General features: G+C 64.2%; 12 protein-coding genes and 3 tRNA genes. 1 reads left to right on the forward strand and 14 read right to left on the reverse strand.

Annotated elements, in window-relative coordinates; all coding sequences use genetic code 11:
- Positions 1-81 precede the first annotated feature (81 nt).
- From FM101_RS02000 to FM101_RS02020, 5 genes are all read right to left on the reverse strand, one after another.
- A tRNA-Ile gene (locus tag FM101_RS02000) sits at positions 82-155 on the reverse strand.
- Between the two features lie 68 nt (positions 156-223).
- The gene (locus FM101_RS02005; RefSeq protein WP_086994707.1) at positions 224-1,423 is read right to left on the reverse strand and encodes a glycosyltransferase; all 1,200 of its coding nucleotides are present in this window, start codon (positions 1,421-1,423) and stop codon (positions 224-226) included.
- A gap of 90 nt (positions 1,424-1,513) precedes the next feature.
- Positions 1,514-2,422, reverse strand: a complete 909-nt coding sequence (locus FM101_RS02010; RefSeq protein ID WP_086994710.1) for a DMT family transporter — start codon at positions 2,420-2,422, stop codon at positions 1,514-1,516.
- Positions 2,410-3,030: a CDP-alcohol phosphatidyltransferase family protein gene (locus tag FM101_RS02015; RefSeq protein WP_086994713.1), complete on the reverse strand. Its 621-nt coding sequence runs from the start codon at positions 3,028-3,030 to the stop codon at positions 2,410-2,412. Before FM101_RS02015 ends, FM101_RS02010 begins: the two co-directional genes overlap by 13 nt.
- Before the next feature lie 96 nt (positions 3,031-3,126).
- Positions 3,127-3,921, reverse strand: a complete 795-nt coding sequence (locus FM101_RS02020) for a phage holin family protein (protein WP_158225846.1) — start codon at positions 3,919-3,921, stop codon at positions 3,127-3,129.
- Positions 3,922-4,151: 230 nt separating this feature from the next.
- On the opposite strand from FM101_RS02020, the gene FM101_RS02025 reads away from it, so the two are divergent.
- Entirely contained in the window at positions 4,152-5,375 is a 1,224-nt protein-coding gene (locus FM101_RS02025; protein ID WP_281255499.1) for a multidrug effflux MFS transporter, read from the forward strand.
- 59 nt (positions 5,376-5,434) lie between these two features.
- Here the strand turns inward: FM101_RS02025 and FM101_RS02030 are convergent.
- The 9 genes from FM101_RS02030 to FM101_RS02070 form a co-directional block, all read right to left on the reverse strand.
- Positions 5,435-5,507: transfer RNA gene (locus FM101_RS02030), tRNA-Asn, on the reverse strand.
- A 67-nt stretch (positions 5,508-5,574) separates the two neighbouring features.
- Positions 5,575-7,011 (reverse strand): lipase maturation factor family protein, encoded by a 1,437-nt coding sequence (locus FM101_RS02035; protein ID WP_086994722.1) that lies wholly within the window; start codon positions 7,009-7,011, stop codon positions 5,575-5,577.
- A gap of 113 nt (positions 7,012-7,124) precedes the next feature.
- Positions 7,125-7,197, reverse strand: a tRNA-Asn gene (locus FM101_RS02040).
- Positions 7,198-7,262: 65 nt separating this feature from the next.
- Complete coding sequence (gene dnaG / locus FM101_RS02045) at positions 7,263-9,200, reverse strand: DNA primase (protein ID WP_086994725.1); 1,938 nt, start codon at positions 9,198-9,200, stop codon at positions 7,263-7,265.
- 59 nt (positions 9,201-9,259) lie between these two features.
- Positions 9,260-10,579: a deoxyguanosinetriphosphate triphosphohydrolase gene (locus FM101_RS02050; protein ID WP_086994728.1), complete on the reverse strand. Its 1,320-nt coding sequence runs from the start codon at positions 10,577-10,579 to the stop codon at positions 9,260-9,262.
- The gene (dusB, locus tag FM101_RS02055) at positions 10,572-11,756 is read right to left on the reverse strand and encodes a tRNA dihydrouridine synthase DusB (protein ID WP_086994731.1); all 1,185 of its coding nucleotides are present in this window, start codon (positions 11,754-11,756) and stop codon (positions 10,572-10,574) included. The genes FM101_RS02050 and dusB overlap by 8 nt, the downstream gene beginning before the upstream one ends.
- A gap of 77 nt (positions 11,757-11,833) precedes the next feature.
- Positions 11,834-12,745: a GNAT family N-acetyltransferase gene (locus FM101_RS02060; RefSeq protein ID WP_086994735.1), complete on the reverse strand. Its 912-nt coding sequence runs from the start codon at positions 12,743-12,745 to the stop codon at positions 11,834-11,836.
- A gap of 75 nt (positions 12,746-12,820) precedes the next feature.
- Positions 12,821-14,206: a glycine--tRNA ligase gene (locus tag FM101_RS02065; RefSeq protein WP_086994738.1), complete on the reverse strand. Its 1,386-nt coding sequence runs from the start codon at positions 14,204-14,206 to the stop codon at positions 12,821-12,823.
- Between the two features lie 103 nt (positions 14,207-14,309).
- Complete coding sequence (locus tag FM101_RS02070) at positions 14,310-15,308, reverse strand: DMT family transporter (protein WP_086994741.1); 999 nt, start codon at positions 15,306-15,308, stop codon at positions 14,310-14,312.
- Positions 15,309-15,362 lie beyond the last annotated feature (54 nt).

The following is a 15,362-nucleotide window of genomic DNA, read 5'->3' on the forward strand; positions in this document are numbered from 1 at the left end:
CTCCCCGGTCGACGTGCAAGCTATGGCCCAGGTTCTGCCGGTGGATCCGACCGGCACGCTCTCGCGTACCGGTCGGACGTGTGGGGCGAGTGGGGCTTGAACCCACGACCCAGGGATTATGAGTCCCTTGCTCTAACCAACTGAGCTATCGCCCCTCGGCACAGGCCGCGTTCGGCACCGCGGCCCTTGTCATCCTAATGGAAACCGGTACCGCAGTGGCCACTCAAGCGTCCGGGGCGACCAGGAAATCGTCGGCGCCGGCACCCCGGTAGAGCGCTTCGAAGATATCCATCGTCTTCGTTTCGCTGTGTTGTTCGGCCTTCTTCAAACCGGCGGCACCCATCCGGGCCCGTTCGGAGGCCTCCAGGCCCAGGATGGCGTCCACCTTTTTCGCCAGATCATTCGGGTCCCCAGGGGTGAACAGGTAGCCGTTGACTCCGTTGTCCACCAGATGCGGCAACGCCATCGCATCGGCCAAGACCACCGGCGTGGAGGCGGAGAGTGCTTCGAGGGTCACCAGCGACTGGAGTTCGGCGGTTCCGGGCTGGCAGAACACATCGGCCTGCAGATAGGCGACGCGTAGTTCAGCGTCCTCGATATGGCCGGTGAAATGTACGCGGTCCTGAAGCCCCAATTCGGCCACCCGCCGCTCGAGCGGCCCGCGTTGTTCCCCGCTACCGACAATGGTCAGATGCGGAGCCGGTTCGCTCCGGGTCAGGCTCAACGCTTGGACCAGCACGTCGACGTTCTTCTCCACGGCCAGCCGGCCCACGAACAGGAGCATGGGATGTTGGGCCCGGGGAACCGTTTCGCCGGGGTCGATCTGGTAGTTGGAGGCGTTGATGCCGTTGGACAACGGCAGGACCCGACGCAGCCGCGCGTGGGTCATCATGGCACGCGCAGCCAAGGGCGTGGGCGTCGTGACCACTGCGGCCTTGCCCATGATCTTGCCCATGTCGCGCCAGGAGTTGCGGGCCACAATGCGTTTGAACCACTTCGGGAACGGCAAGAACGGGTCCAGGTTCTCCGGCATGAAGTGGTTGGTCGCGACGGTTCTGATTCCGCGCTTTTCTGCTTCGTTCACGGCCGCCTGCCCGACCATGTAGTGGCACTGCACATGCACGATATCGGGTTTGATCTCATCCAGGATGCGCCCGATATCACGTTTGGCTTCCCACGGCAGACATAAGCGGAGCGTCGATTTGGTGGGCTGGCTGTGCGAACGCAGCCGATGCACGGTCGCTTCGCGACGGTGCTCGACGATTCCTGGGCCGTTCACGTCACGCGCTGCCACGACGTGGACCGTATGCCCTCGCGACTGCATGGCCGTGGCCAACCGGTGGGAGAAGACCGCCGCCCCGTTGATATCCGGCGGGTAGGTATCCGCCGCGATCAGGATGGTCAGGGGTTTGTCACCGCTCACTGGGGGCTGGCTCCTGCTTCTCGGGGATTTTTTCTGGATGCACGTGAGACACCACGTGCTGCGGATACGGTGGCCCGGCCCCTTAGCGGCCTAGCGTCCCGTTCCCGCCTGCCGGCGTCGTGCCTCTTCCTGCCGTTGCAACACATCGGGATGATGCCGCGACAACGCAGTAACACCCACGATAGCAATGAGAGCCGCCCCGACCATGGACATCGCCACGACCGGGTGCACGTCGGCTCTCAGCTCGCCCAGAATGCCGATGCCAATCGCGATGCCGATCATCGGGTCGATCACGGTGAGCCCGGCGATCACCAGCTCTGGGGGTCCGCTGGAATAGGCGTTCTGTACGCAGTAGGTTCCCAACAGTCCGGCGACGGCCACCGCGAGGATGACATACCAGGCAATATTTCCCAGGAACCTTCCGTTGGGGTTCATCAGCCCAATGGCAATGGTGCGCACCAGGACGGCGACGAAACCGAAGAGCACCCCGGCTCCCATGATGTAGACGAAAGCGCTGATCCGCCGCCGGAAACTGAGCAGAACCACGGTGAGGATGCCAACCACCATGGCGAGCAGCAGGACGGTAGCCAGCTCCTGTTGACGACTGATTTCGTGGGTGCTCGCGGTGACGTTGATGGCCAGCAAGACGAAGCCGATACTGCCGCTCATGCACGCAGTAATGGCCAGGACCGTGGGCCGGTTGATGCGGATGCCCTGGTCGCGGGCGTTGACGACGGTGGTGATGACCAGTGCGATGGCTCCGATCGGCTGCACCACGGTCAAGGGTGCACTAGCCAGCGCATAGACGTTCAGGACCATCCCGACGCCCATCAAGGAAAGGCCCAGCATCCAGCGGGGATTGGCCAGCAGACGCAGGATGCCCCGGGAGGACACAGCCAGGCCGCCGCTACTAGCGCGGACGGCGCTGCTCTGGCGCTGCGTGCCGAAGGCCAGGAAGAACGCTGCCGTGACCGCGCAGGAGACGGCTAACCAGACCATGTTCCCCCGGATTTCAGCATGCGTGCCCGGCGTTGGGCCTGCCGGAAATAGAACACTGCAGCGATCAGGTGCAGCACGCAACCGATGGCCAGCAGCACGATGGCCACGGTCTCCAGCACCTCGCCGGGTGCGGTCTCGACCCGACTGAGCAGCAGCAGGGGCATGCTGACCAGCAGGAGGGCGGTGCGGATCTTGCCGAGGTTGCTGACCGGCTGGTTCGGGTTCCCGCGAGCGAGGATCACCGTACTGGTGATCAGCAGGACGTCGGGGATGATGATCGCGTAGGCCAACCATGCCGGGGCGATTCCGTCGACGACGAAGACGACGATGACCACGATCAGGGCGACCCGATCGGCCACCGGGTCAAGCCATTTACCGACCGTCGAGATCTGGTTGAGCAACCGGGCAACATATCCATCGATCCAGTCGGTGGCACCCAGAACGACGAGGACGATGGTGGCCCAGCCATAACGGTCGGACTGGACCATCCACACGAAGACCGGAACCAGCCCGAAGCGCAGAACGGTGATCAGGTTCGGCAGGGTCCAGAACGTGGTGAGCTCGCGATATTCGATGTCATCACGCCCACCGGCGCCGATGATCTTCACGCGTGCTTCCCTTCTCCCCGGAGATCATGGTCCACCGTCGGGCCGATCGATACTGGTTGAACCACTCGAAACGGCCCGCCGACGGGTCCAGCTGGATCAGGACTTACGGAGCTTGCGCACGAAGGCGCCGAGGGCCACCAGCGAGGCGCCCATCAGTGCCAGCGGCTGCCAGCGGTCCTTGAGCAGTTGCGAGGCGTCGCTCGGAGCTTGCTGGTGGGTCCGCTCGTGCAATGCCTGACGTGCCCGCAGCTTGCCGTCCTGCGCATAGGTCTTGGCGGTTTCGGACTTCTCCTTCGCCTGGCGCTTCACATCGAGCTTCGGGGCCAGGTCGTCGCGGACCTCGGCCAGATGCTCACGACGTTCCTGTGAACGCTTGAGCAGCTCGTTATAGGGAACCGGCGCCGGCTTGTCCTCGTCCTTCTTCTTTTTCTTGTCCTTCTTGGCTTCCTCATCCTTGGGCTTCTTCTGGTCCAAGGTGGATGGGTCGAAGGAGCGACCCTGTTTCGCGACGCCGAGGTCGTACTTCACACCGCGGATGGCGTCCTCGGGGATCAACGGCATCTGCTGCTTGATCTTCATGACGCCGATCAAGGCCAGGATTGCTGCGATGATCAGGAAGAAGGCGGCGACCATCAGGGCGGCCAGCCATGGTTTGAAGACCAGCCCCAAAGCCAGGATCCCCGAAGTGATCAGCGCGACGATCATAAAGGTGATGAAGACGAGGCCGACGACAGCTAGCCCGGCTCCAATCCCCGCCTTGATGGCCTTGCTCTTCATCTGGGCAATAGCGAGCTGGATTTCGTCATTCAGCTGTTTGGGCACCAGTCGACCGACAAGCTTCATGAGGCCGGTGAACGACGATGGGCGACGTCCGGACGTGGTTCGTGTCATCCTGATCCTCCTTCGGTGGCGGCCCAGACGGGCCTGTGCACTCAAAAACCTACCATCTTGCCTGCATACGGGAGCTACTCGGGGGTAGACAACACTCAAGTCAGAGGTCATGATCGCGCCTACGAGCGTCTGTGTCCCGCAGTTCGCCGGTCGCTCGAGGACCCGGGATAGGCTGTGGCTATCGGCTTCGCAGCCGACCCGTTTCCCTCCTCTCCAACCTCGAGGACTCCTTGCCCGGAACCCCTGCACCGACCCCTGCCCCCAGCCGACGTTCAAAGGTCCTGCGCATCGTGGTGCTGGGCATGCTCACGGCCCTCGGCCCCTTCACCGTGGACCTCTACCTTCCGGCCATCCCGGCGTTGCGCCTGGACCTGGGCATTACCGAGGCAGCTGCACAATTGACGTTGACCGGGACGGTCTTCGGTTTTGCTGCCGGTCAGTTGGTGGTGGGGCCACTGAGCGACCGACTGGGACGCCGGGGCCCGCTCATTGCGGCAACGATTCTGCATATCGGCGCCTCAACGGGGGCAGCCCTTTCGCAGGATTTCGACATGCTGATGCTGTTCCGGGTCCTCCAGGGCGTGGGCGCCGCCGGCAGTTCGGTGGTCGCGATCGCCATGGTGCGCGATCTATATGACGGTCTGTGGTTGGTGAAGACGATGAGCTACGTGGCCCTGGTCAACGGCATGGCCCCGATTTTTGCCCCGGTGATCGGCTCCCAACTGTTGTTGGTCACCGACTGGCATGGGATCTTCGGGGCGCTGGCAGGCTACGGAATCGTTGCCTCGACAACGGCGATCCTCCTCTTGGGTGAGTCACTTCCCCCCGAACGCCGTCCGGTCGGTGGCCCACACCTGCTCCGCCGCTATTCGCTGGTTCTCAAGGACCGGATCTTCGTGGGTTTGCTGCTGGTCGGCGGGCTGAACTTCTCCGGGCTGTTCTCCTACCTCTCGGCCTCCCCGTTCGTCTTCCAGGACGTGTTCGGGTTGAACGAGCAGGCCTACGGTTTGCTGTTCATGGTGAACTCGCTGGGTGTGGTGGCCGGCGTACAGACCAGCGCCCGGCTGGTCCGCAGGTTCGGGGCCCAATGGATCATCGCCGCTGCCACGATCGCCCAGGTCGTCTTTGCCCTGTGCATCATCGTCGCCGACCAGCTGGGCTTCGGTTTCTGGGGCACGGCCATCCCGCTATGGTTCTATATTTGCGCCACCGGCTTCAATTTCCCCTGCATCCAGGGCCTGGCCTTGCACCGTCATGGCAGCCAGGCGGGCACGGCAGCGGCGCTGCTCGGGGCTGCGACCTTCGGGTTCTCCGGGGCGATCTCCCCCATCGTCGGTCTACTCGGCGTCGGCAGCGCGACGCCGATGGCTGCGGTGATGGCCGTCTGTATCCTGTTGGCCATCGCGACCTTGTGGATCGTGGTCAGGCCCCGCCAAGTACCACTGATGACCTAAACGACGTGACATGAAGAACGTCCGCCCCACCGTGCGGTGGGACGGACGTTCGCAACTAGCTCCCCCAACTGGACTCGAACCAGTAACCTTTCGATTAACAGTCGAACGCTCTGCCAATTGAGCTATGGGGGAAGGAAGCGAGTAAAACTTTAGCAGGACGCCGTCCCGAATTCGAATCGGCTCCGGTCCTGCCCTGCCCTCAACCGCGCTGGACCGGACCGATGGCCAGTCGCCGGTCCGAACGGACCCAGTGCACGTGCTGTTCCTTCTTCTCGCTCCGGGTGGCGAAACGGTAGCTGTAGGTCAACACTCGGACCCGGTCCGGGGCTCTGCCCGCGAAGGGATCTACCCGTAGCAAGGCCAATATTGCGGGGTCGGCCGCCAGGAGTTTGAGCAGCAGGGCATGGAACCAGCGCTGGTGCAGGGACCCCAACGGCAAAAACCACATCATCCAGTCCAAGCGCAAATGGTAGGGCGCGAACTGTCGCGGCCTGCGGGACGGGTCCCCGGGCTTGCCCCGGAACTCGTATTCATGCCAGCCTGTTTCACCGTCGATTTCTCCTTCGATGACCACCTCGACCCGCTGGCGAGTGACACTGCCGAAGGCGCCGTAGGCATTGCCCAGCTGCCACCGGTTGAAACTGGCGTTCATCAGTTGTGAACGTGAAAAGAAGTTCAGCAGCGCAGGGAACCCGGCGACCGCCAGGACCCCGGTGGCCAGCAGGACCAGGACGATCCACGCCGCGGGGCCGGCACCCACCTCAGGGTGGTACGCCACCGCGCCGGCGGGCACCCCGGGGATGATCGAAGCCACTGCTGCGAAGGCCCGGTCATTAACCGCACAGCAGGCCAGCACGATCGTGATCCAGTTCAGCCACGCGAAGTTACCGGTGGCCACCAACCATAATTGGGTGAAGATGATCAGCCCCGCGGCGATGGAGGCCACCGGTTGGGGGATGAACAGCAGAAAGGGAACGGCGAGTTGGGCCACATGGTTTCCCGCCACTTCACAGCGATGCCACCACCACGGGGCCAGATGCGCCCGGCGGCTCAACGGTCCGGGCATGGGCTGGGTCTCATGGTGGTAGTACAGGGCGGTGAGGTTCCGCCAGGCCGGGTCCCCGCGCCATTTGATCATCCCGGCACCGAATTCGAGCCGGAAGACCAGCCAGGCGATCAAGATCAGGATGGTCCGCGGAGGTTCCACCTGATGCGAGCCGAGGAATCCGACGGTGAACCCTGCCTCGAGCAGGAGCATCTCCCAGCCGAACCCGTAGAAGATCCCTCCGATGTTCACCATCGACTGGTAGAGCCCCCAGAGCACCAGGAACGCCAGCAGCGGCAGCCAGGCAGGACCTGCCTGTGGGAGTCCGAGGACAAGGACGCCGGCCACGACCAGGCCCACCCAACAGACGGCGACCAACTTGGCATCCGAGTACCCCCACCGGGTGAACAACGTGGGGCCGCGTGCGCCAGGCCCAGCCAGGAGCCGATCCGCGGGCAGCAGGCCCCGCTCGCCGAGCAGGGCACGGAACTGGTTCAGTGAGGAGGCGAAGGCGATGAGGAAGACGGCAGCGACCCCGCGCTGCAGGATTTCCCGTGCCACCCAGTAGTCGGGTGCCTGCAACCAGTCCATGGCCCCATGGTAGGTCGGCGATCATGCGAACTCGACGACCGGGTCGGCTCAGCTCAGGCGTTAAGCACGTTCGTCCCCGCCACCAGAGGTGACGAGGACGGACGTTTATTCCGCTCCCCCAACTGGACTCGAACCAGTAACCTTTCGATTAACAGTCGAACGCTCTGCCAATTGAGCTATGGGGGAAAGCAACAGAGACGACTATACAAGAGCTTGGCCGAGGTTGCTAAATCGCCCGGTTCGGCCCGCTCCTATTCCTGGCGCAGCGACCGACGGCGCAGCTCGAGTTCCATCAGCTCGCGCTGGATTCGCTGGTAGCCCTCGGGGTCGGCCACGGGATCCATCCGCTGAAGCTGACCGATACGATCGGCCTTCTGGTGGGTGATCTGCAAATCGAATAATCGGTTCATGATGCCCTGGCAATACCGCGTCAGTGACTCCTCCGAGTTCGCCGGCAAGGGGTTCACTGCCAGTTCGGAGACGAAGGAGCGCAACGGGTCCGGCACTTCCTGTCGGATGGATTCCACCCATTGTGATGGGGTGGCCCCCGCGGCTCCTGCGGCACGGACCGCGTCGTGGACGGCGGCATGAACGGGGGCGAGGAAGCGTGCCGTGTAGAACGCCTGCCATTGATCGGCGCTGAGCACGCCAGGCTGCTGCAGGACGACCTCCAGCGATTCACGTTCCATCCGGGTCACCGGGTCGCGCAGGTCGGGGCGTTCGAAGGTCGGCACGGGGGGTTCCTGAGCGGCCCCGGGACCATAGCCCGGGCCCTGCCGGCTGGTGCCGTGTTGCTGTCGCACCTCCCCCGCGGGACCGGTGCGGGGTCCTCGGTCATGAGCGGCTCCGGTTCCTTCGCGGGCACGTTTGGCAGCTGCGCCCACGGCACGGTTGACCTCATCCATGTCCATGCCCAGCCAGCCGGCCAGCTCACGGGAGTAGGCCGGACGCATGGCAGAGTCACGGATGGCGGCGACGATCGGTGCCGAGGCACGCAAGGCCTGCACCCGGCCCTCAACGGTATCGAGGTTGAATTTCTTCAGTCCGGCACGGATGGCGAATTCGAAGAGCGGACGTTTGGAATCGATGAGTTCCTTCACCGCCTCGGGGCCGCGGTGCTGGCGCAGTTCACAGGGATCCGCGCCGCTGGGTTCGACGGCCACATAGGTCTGGGCGATGAACCGCTGATCCTCTTCGAAGGCACGCAGTGCCGCTTTTTGTCCGGCGGCGTCACCATCGAAGGTGAAGACCACTTCGCCTCCCGAGCCGTCGTCGCGCAGGAGGCGGCGGGCAATCTTGATGTGCTCGGCGCCGAATGCCGTACCGCAGGTCGCCACCGCCGTGCCCAGCCCCGAGAGGTGGCAGGCCATGACGTCCGTATAGCCCTCCACAACAATGAGTTGCCGGTTTTTGGTGATCTCCCGTTTGGCTAGATCCACACCATAAAGGACCTGGGATTTCTTATAGAGCTGGGTCTCGGGGGTGTTCAGATATTTTGGCCCCTGGTCGTCTTCGTAGAGTTTTCGGGCCCCGAACCCAATCGTCGCCCCGGTCAGATCTCGGATGGGCCAGATGAGGCGGCCGCGGAACCTGTCGTAGATGCCACGGTTGCCCTCGGAGAACATTCCCGTGAGTTTGAGCTCCTCGTCGTGGAAGCCCCGGCTGCGCAGATGCTTCAGGAGCTGGTCCCACCCCTTGGGCGCATATCCGACGCCGAAATGATCACAGGCGGCCCGATCGAAGGCCCGCTCGGAGAGGTATTGCCTTCCGGTCGCAGCTTCCTCGGAGAGGAGTTGGCCGCGGAAGTATTCCTCCGCGATCTTATGGGCGTCGAGCAGTCGTTGCCGGCGTCCGACGTCCTGACGGCTGGGCCCGGATCCGCCGTCTTCGTAGCGCAGTTCGAAGCCGATGCGGCCTGCCAATTGCTCGACGGTCTCGGAGAACGTCGTATGATCCATTTTTTGGATGAAGGAGATGACGTCGCCGGATTCGCCACAGCCAAAACAGTGGAACGTCCCCACCTGGGGACGGACGTGGAAGGAGGGGCTGCGTTCGTCGTGGAAGGGGCACAACCCCTTGAACGATCCGATACCTGCCGAGCGGAGCGTGACGTACCCGTCAACGACTTCCTTGATGTCCGTGCGTGAGCGGACCTCGTCGATGTCTTCGCGCTTGATCAATCCGGCCATGGCCACCAGTCTAATGCCCGGGGTGGGGGCACCGGCCCAGTGCGGCGGCCTCCGGGGCCCTAGAAGAGCTCGAGGCTGAAGGAATGGCCCTGCACCAAGGTCGCATGCCATTCTTTTGCCGAGGAGTCCGTCAGGCTGGCGACCTGGTCGATGACCGCACGCAGACGGCCGGCATCGTCGGTGGCGCTGGCCCAGTCCTCGGCGAAAAGAGGTTCGAGATACCGGTCTCCGGTGTCCTCCAACAGTCCGACAAGCTCTCCGAGCACCTCCAGCTGGCGCTGGTAGATGGGCTGGCGTTCCTGGCTGGTCATCACGTAGGCGGCGGCGAGCCCCTTCATGGCGGCGATCTCATGATCTGTTTCTTCGGGAATGATCAGCTGGCCGTTGAAACGTGTCAGCCGGGTCGGGCCGTAGACCGCCCGGGTGGCGTCGAAGGCCGATTGGCAGAACCTACCGATGAACTGGCTGGTCATATCCTTCAACGCGGCGGCCCCCTTGCGGGACTGGTCGTAATGCTCGACCCATTCGTTGGTGGCCTCCAGCCGGGCCAAGGCGCCGTCGATGGTCGCGGTATCCACCTGGGGCAAATACCAGCGTTGGGTGCAGTCGATCACCCGGGCCCGCTGGTCGGCATCACGGATCCAGCGCAGCTGGAATCGGCCGGCGACAATCGCATCCTCCACGTCGTGCACCGAATAGGAGATGTCATCGGCCAGATCCATGACCTGGGCCTCCACACATTTCTGCCGTGGTTCGGGGCGGACCGTGGCGCCGCCGTCGTGCCCCGAGCGCAGCCAATCAAAGACGGGCAGATCATCTTCGTAGACACCGAATTTTCCGGTCTGTCGGCCGTTGACGATCGGGGCGTCGGCGCGCCGCCACGGGTATTTGCAGGCGGCGTCGAGCGTGGCACGGGTCAGGTTCAGCCCTGCGGGTTCGCCGTCGTCACGGAACTTCTTGGTTTCCAGCCGGGTGAGCAGTCTGAGGGTCTGCGCATTGCCTTCGAACCCGCCGATACCGGTGGCCAGCTGGTTCAGTGCCTTCTCACCGTTATGCCCGAAGGGTGGGTGCCCCAGATCGTGGGAGAGGCAAGCGGTGTCCACCACGTCGGGGTCACATCCCAAGGTGGCCCCCAGCTCACGGCCGACCTGGGCGACTTCGAGTGAATGCGTGAGCCGGGTGCGCACGAAATCATCGGACATGGGGGCGACGACCTGGGTCTTGGCACCGAGCCGGCGCAGCGCCGAGGAGTGCAGGACACGGGCCCTGTCGCGTTCGAAGCTGGTGCGGTAGGCGAGCTTTTCCGGTTCTTTGACCCAGCGTTCCTCATCGAAGGGCGTGTAGCCGGCCGGGCTGCGGCGGGTCTCCCGCTCAACCACCTGAGACGTCCAGCTCGGCGGCGGAGATCATGGCCCGGTGTTCCTCGTCCATGATCCGAGTATCCAACCAGCCATCGGGCAGGTGGGTGCGTTTCGGGGAGCCGGCGCGGCCGCGGGGGCCTTCGGCGCCGACCCCCGGATAGGGCACGTCGGCATCGAGTTCGGCCAGCAATTGGGCCAGCACCTCGAGGGTCGGCACCGCGGCCAGGGAGGCGCGCAGGTCTCCACCGACCGCGTACCCCTTGAAATACCAGGCCACGTGTTTGCGGATATCGCGGAGCGCCTTGGCCTCATCCTCGAAATACTCCACGAGCAGTTCGGCGTGACGTTGGAAGCTGGCGGCCACTTCGGCCAGCCCCGGGCGGAAACGGCGGTCGGACCCTTCGAACGCTGCCTGCAGATCCCCGAAGAGCCAGGGCCTGCCCTGGCAGCCACGACCGACGACGATGCCATCGACACCGGTCTGCTCGACCATGGCGATGGCGTCCTCGGCGCTCCAAATATCTCCGTTGCCCAGCACCGGGATATCCGGCAGGGAGTTGCGTAGTTCGGCGATCGCGTCCCAGTCGGCCTTTCCGGAATAGTGTTGGCCCGCGGTGCGCCCGTGCAGGGCCACCGCTGCGACGCCGGCGTCCCGGGCGATCTTCCCGGCTTCGATGAACGTGAGGTGGTCGTCGTCGATGCCCTTGCGCATTTTGATGGTCAGCGGGATCTCCCCACGGGCCGCTTCACGGGTGGCTGCCTGAATGATGGCGGTGAACAGGTCGGTCTTCCACGGCAGTGCCGCTCCCCCACCCCGGCGGGTGACCTTGGGGACCGGGCAACCGAAGTTCAAATCGATATGGTCGGCGCGGTCCTCCTCGACGATCAGTCGCACCGCAGCCCCGACGGTGGTGGGGTCCACACCGTAGAGCTGTACCGACCGGATGCCTTCGTCGTCGTCGTGGGAGATGATCCGCAACGACTGTTCATTGCGTTCCACCAGGGCGCGGGAGGTCACCATTTCGGAGACGTACAGTCCGCCCCCGTACTCCCGGCACAGGCGTCTGAAGGCGGCATTGGTGATGCCTGCCATCGGGGCCAGAACCACGGGGGTGTCCACGGTGAGATGGCCCAGTTGCAGCGGTGGCAGCTTTAGCTGGGGTGGGTTCGGGGTATCGGTGGAAATCACGGTCACGTCCCTATTGTGTCAAGAACGGGCCGATCCTCCGAATGCCGCCGCCGGGCCGACCTCTCTCCCGGCGGCGTGGCCGCCTAGTTGGCGACGATGATCGTCGTTGTCACGACGGTCGCCGACCCTGCGGTGATCAGCTCGTCGGTCAGATCGGCCAACGGGACCATGGCGTCGTCGACTTCGAGTTTGACCGGGTACTGGTGGGCCAGCATGGCCAGCAGCCCACGGACCGCTTCGCGGGCCTCGGAGTCGGAGAGCGAGGGATCCCAGCCCATGAGGACATCTGCCGGGGCGTCGACCCGGTCGGGCTCGTAGCTGATCGCGAAGGAGAGGATCTTGCCCCCGGCCTCCTTGGGCTTATCCCGCAGCACGATGGCGCCCTTGGCTCCGGTGGCGTCGTTGAGCAGCATCGTCTGGGCGCGGCCCAGGGTCATCTGCGCGCGATCCCAGGCGTGGACCGCGTTGTAGAAGTCAGCCACGATCTGGGAGAGCTCCACCGAACCGGTGGCTGCCTCCTCCAGGGTCAGGCCCTCGTCCTCGAAAACCGGCAGCCGCAAAGAGTCGGGTTCCACGACAACTCCGCGGGAGCGTTGGATCTGTTCCTGACCGAGCGAGACAGTGAAGGCGGCTGCGGCCTCGCCTTCGGCGCCTTCTACCGTGTACCTGGACTTCAGGGCGGTGACTCCCGACGGCGCCGGGAATTCGCGCGGCCGCCGCAAGAGTTCGGTGGCCACACCTTGGCGGCGTAGCCCCGGGGCGACCTCGACGAAGAACCACAGCCGGTCGGGGTGCAGGGAGGATTCAAATAAGGTGCCGGCACCCACCGGAACTCCTTCGTCAACGGCGACGAGGGTACGGGCCCACGGGTCATCGCTATCGGCACGGAGCATCGTGCGATCGATATGGGCCTGTGGTGTGGACGGATCTCCGAGGATCTCCAGGAGAGCCAGGTCGTCGCCTTCTTGCCACGGCCGGTAGGTGAGGTTGCTCATGATGCTCCTGATGCGAGTTAGAGGTGATAAAACAGCTGCGGGCCGGCCGCCGTGGGGCGGCCGGCCCGTGAAGGCTCAGGCTCCGAGTAGACGTGAAGCCAGGTAGGACTTCACCTGGTCGAGGGCCACTCGTTCCTGGTTCATGGTGTCGCGTTCACGAATGGTCACCGCATGGTCCTCGAGGGTGTCGAAGTCCACGGTGATGCAGAACGGGGTGCCGATCTCATCCTGCCGACGGTAGCGTCGTCCGATGGCTCCGGCGTCGTCGAAGTCGACATTCCAGTGCTTGCGCAGTTCTGCGGCCAGGTCCTTGGCCTTGGGGGTGAGCTCTTCGTTGCGGCTCAACGGCAGCACGGCCGCCTTCACCGGGGCCAGCCGCGGGTCCAGTTTGAGGACGGTGCGCTTATCGACACCGCCCTTGGAGTTCGGTGCCTCGTCCTCGGTGTAGGCGTCCACCAGGAACGCCATCATCGAACGGGTCAGGCCGAAGGAGGGCTCGATGACATACGGGGTGAACCGTTCGCCGGTGGCCTGGTCGAAGTAGCTCAATTCGGTGCCTGAGCCTTCGGTATGGGCGTTCAGGTCGTAATCGGTGCGGTTGGCCACCCCCATCAGTTCACCCCATTCGGAGCCCTTGAAGCCGAAGCGGTATTCGAAGTCGATGGTTCCTGCGGAGTAGTGGGCGCGTTCTCCGTCGGGGACGTCGTACTGGCGCATGTTTTCCGGGTTGATGCCCAGATCCAAAAACCAGGCCCAGCAGGCGTCGATCCATTCCCGGTACCAGTGCTCGGCGTCTTCGGGAGCGGTGAAGAATTCGATTTCCATCTGCTCGAATTCGCGGGTGCGGAAGATGAAGTTGCCCGGGGTGATCTCGTTGCGGAAGGCCTTTCCGATCTGGCCGATACCGAACGGGGGCTTCTTCCGTGAGGTGGTGAGGACGTTGTTGAAGTTCACGAAGATGCCCTGCGCGGTTTCGGGGCGCAAAAAGGTCAGCCCGGCTTCGTTGTCCACCGGACCGAGGTAGGTCTTCACCAGACCCGAGAAGAGCTGCGGTTCGGTCCAGCCGCCCTTATTGCCGCAATCCGGGCAGGCAATTTCGGACATGCCGTCGACCGGTTCGCGCTTCTTCCGGGCGGTGAACGCCTCGATGAGGTGGTCTTCGCGGTGGCGCCGGTGGCAGCTGGTGCATTCAACCAGCGGGTCCGTGAAGGTTGCTACGTGGCCGGAGGCTTCCCAAACGGCCTTGGGAAGGATGATCGAAGAGTCCAGGCCCACCATGTCCTCGCGGCCGCGGACGAAGGACTGCCACCATTCACGTTTGATGTTCTCTTTGAGCTCGGTACCCAACGGCCCGTAGTCCCAGGCGGAGCGGGAACCGCCGTAGATCTCACCGGCCTGGAAGACGAAGCCGCGTCGTTTCGCGAGCGAAATGACCTGATCGAGCGGTGACTGGGGCGCCATGAATTCAACTCCAATGGTTTACGAGGCCGCTGGTTGCGGTCCGTAGCGGGGTAACAATATCGGCCAAGCCTAACGTGATCGCCGTGTCGACCGGCAATTTCCACTAGCGGCGGGCGCTCGCCGGACGTGGCCAACGTCCAGCCGGAATGCTGGCCAGACCGACGGCGGCCAGGGTCAACAAAGTGCCCAGGACGGTGGCCACGGCAACGATGGTGCCGGGGGCAGGCAGGATCAGGTCGATGGCCAGCGAGCCGATCAGTTGTCCGGCGATCATGCATAATCCGGAGATCAGTACGCCCAACGATTTGACCAGCAGGGCACCGATGGCGATGAATACGCAACCGAAGACCCCGCCGGTATACAGCCACCATTGGGGAGGGAACACCACCTGGGCTTCGGCACCGATGGAGCTGATACCCCACAGGATGAACAGGGCGGTTCCACCGACGAGGAAGTTGACCAGCGTGGCGGTGATGGGGGTGCCATAGGCGGCGGTCTGGGTCCCATTCATGGCTTGTTGGAATCCCATGAACAGTCCTGCACTGAACGGCAGGAGCACCGGCACCAGCCAGGAGAGCCCCTGGGTCGAGGATTCCAGCCGGGGTGAAACCGCCCACAGTACGGCGATGATCATGAGCACGGCTCCGGCCATCCGCCGGGCGGTGATGAAGCGTTTGCCGCCGGGGCCGAAACCGACCCGGTCGACCATCAGCCCGCTCATGGTCTGCCCGGTCACGATGGCCACGGTGAACAGTGCGACACCGATCAAGGGCACCGCATGGCTCTGCCCGAAGACGATGTACCCGCCGCTGAGCCCTGCCAGTAGGTACCAGCGAGGAAATTCGCGTCCTGCAACGGCCCGGCGCATGGCCGCCAACCCGGCACGTCCCCGCGGCAGCAGGACCGAGGTCAGCAGCATGACCACGGTGCCACCGGCGAAACTGATGGCCGCTGCGGCGTTGGCGTCCCCCATCCGTTCGGCCAGCCCGCCGTTGATCCTGCCTTGGATGGGCATCATCAGTCCGCCGATGATGGCCAGGACCAGCCCGGCCCAGATCGGGAGGTGACGGGCGGTGGTCCTCGGAGCGGTCACTGGGTTCATCGCTGGTCATGCTATCCCCGCGGTGGCGGTCGGGCATGCTCGTGACGCAAGATG

The organism is Arthrobacter rhombi (assembly GCF_900163545.1).
GTDB lineage: Bacteria > Actinomycetota > Actinomycetes > Actinomycetales > Micrococcaceae > Arthrobacter_H > Arthrobacter_H rhombi_A.

Excerpts from the sequence above, each read along its gene's own strand:
- FM101_RS02010 (WP_086994710.1), bottom strand. The coding sequence starts at position 2,422 with ATGGTCTGGTTAGCCGTCTCCTGCGCGGTCACGGCAGCGTTCTTCCTG.
- FM101_RS02020 (WP_158225846.1), bottom strand. The coding sequence starts at position 3,921 with ATGACACGAACCACGTCCGGACGTCGCCCATCGTCGTTCACCGGCCTC.
- FM101_RS02035 (WP_086994722.1), bottom strand. The coding sequence starts at position 7,011 with ATGGACTGGTTGCAGGCACCCGACTACTGGGTGGCACGGGAAATCCTG.
- dnaG (WP_086994725.1), bottom strand. The coding sequence starts at position 9,200 with ATGGCCGGATTGATCAAGCGCGAAGACATCGACGAGGTCCGCTCACGC.
- FM101_RS02060 (WP_086994735.1), bottom strand. The coding sequence starts at position 12,745 with ATGAGCAACCTCACCTACCGGCCGTGGCAAGAAGGCGACGACCTGGCT.
- FM101_RS02065 (WP_086994738.1), bottom strand. The coding sequence starts at position 14,206 with ATGGCGCCCCAGTCACCGCTCGATCAGGTCATTTCGCTCGCGAAACGA.
- FM101_RS02070 (WP_086994741.1), bottom strand. The coding sequence starts at position 15,308 with ATGAACCCAGTGACCGCTCCGAGGACCACCGCCCGTCACCTCCCGATC.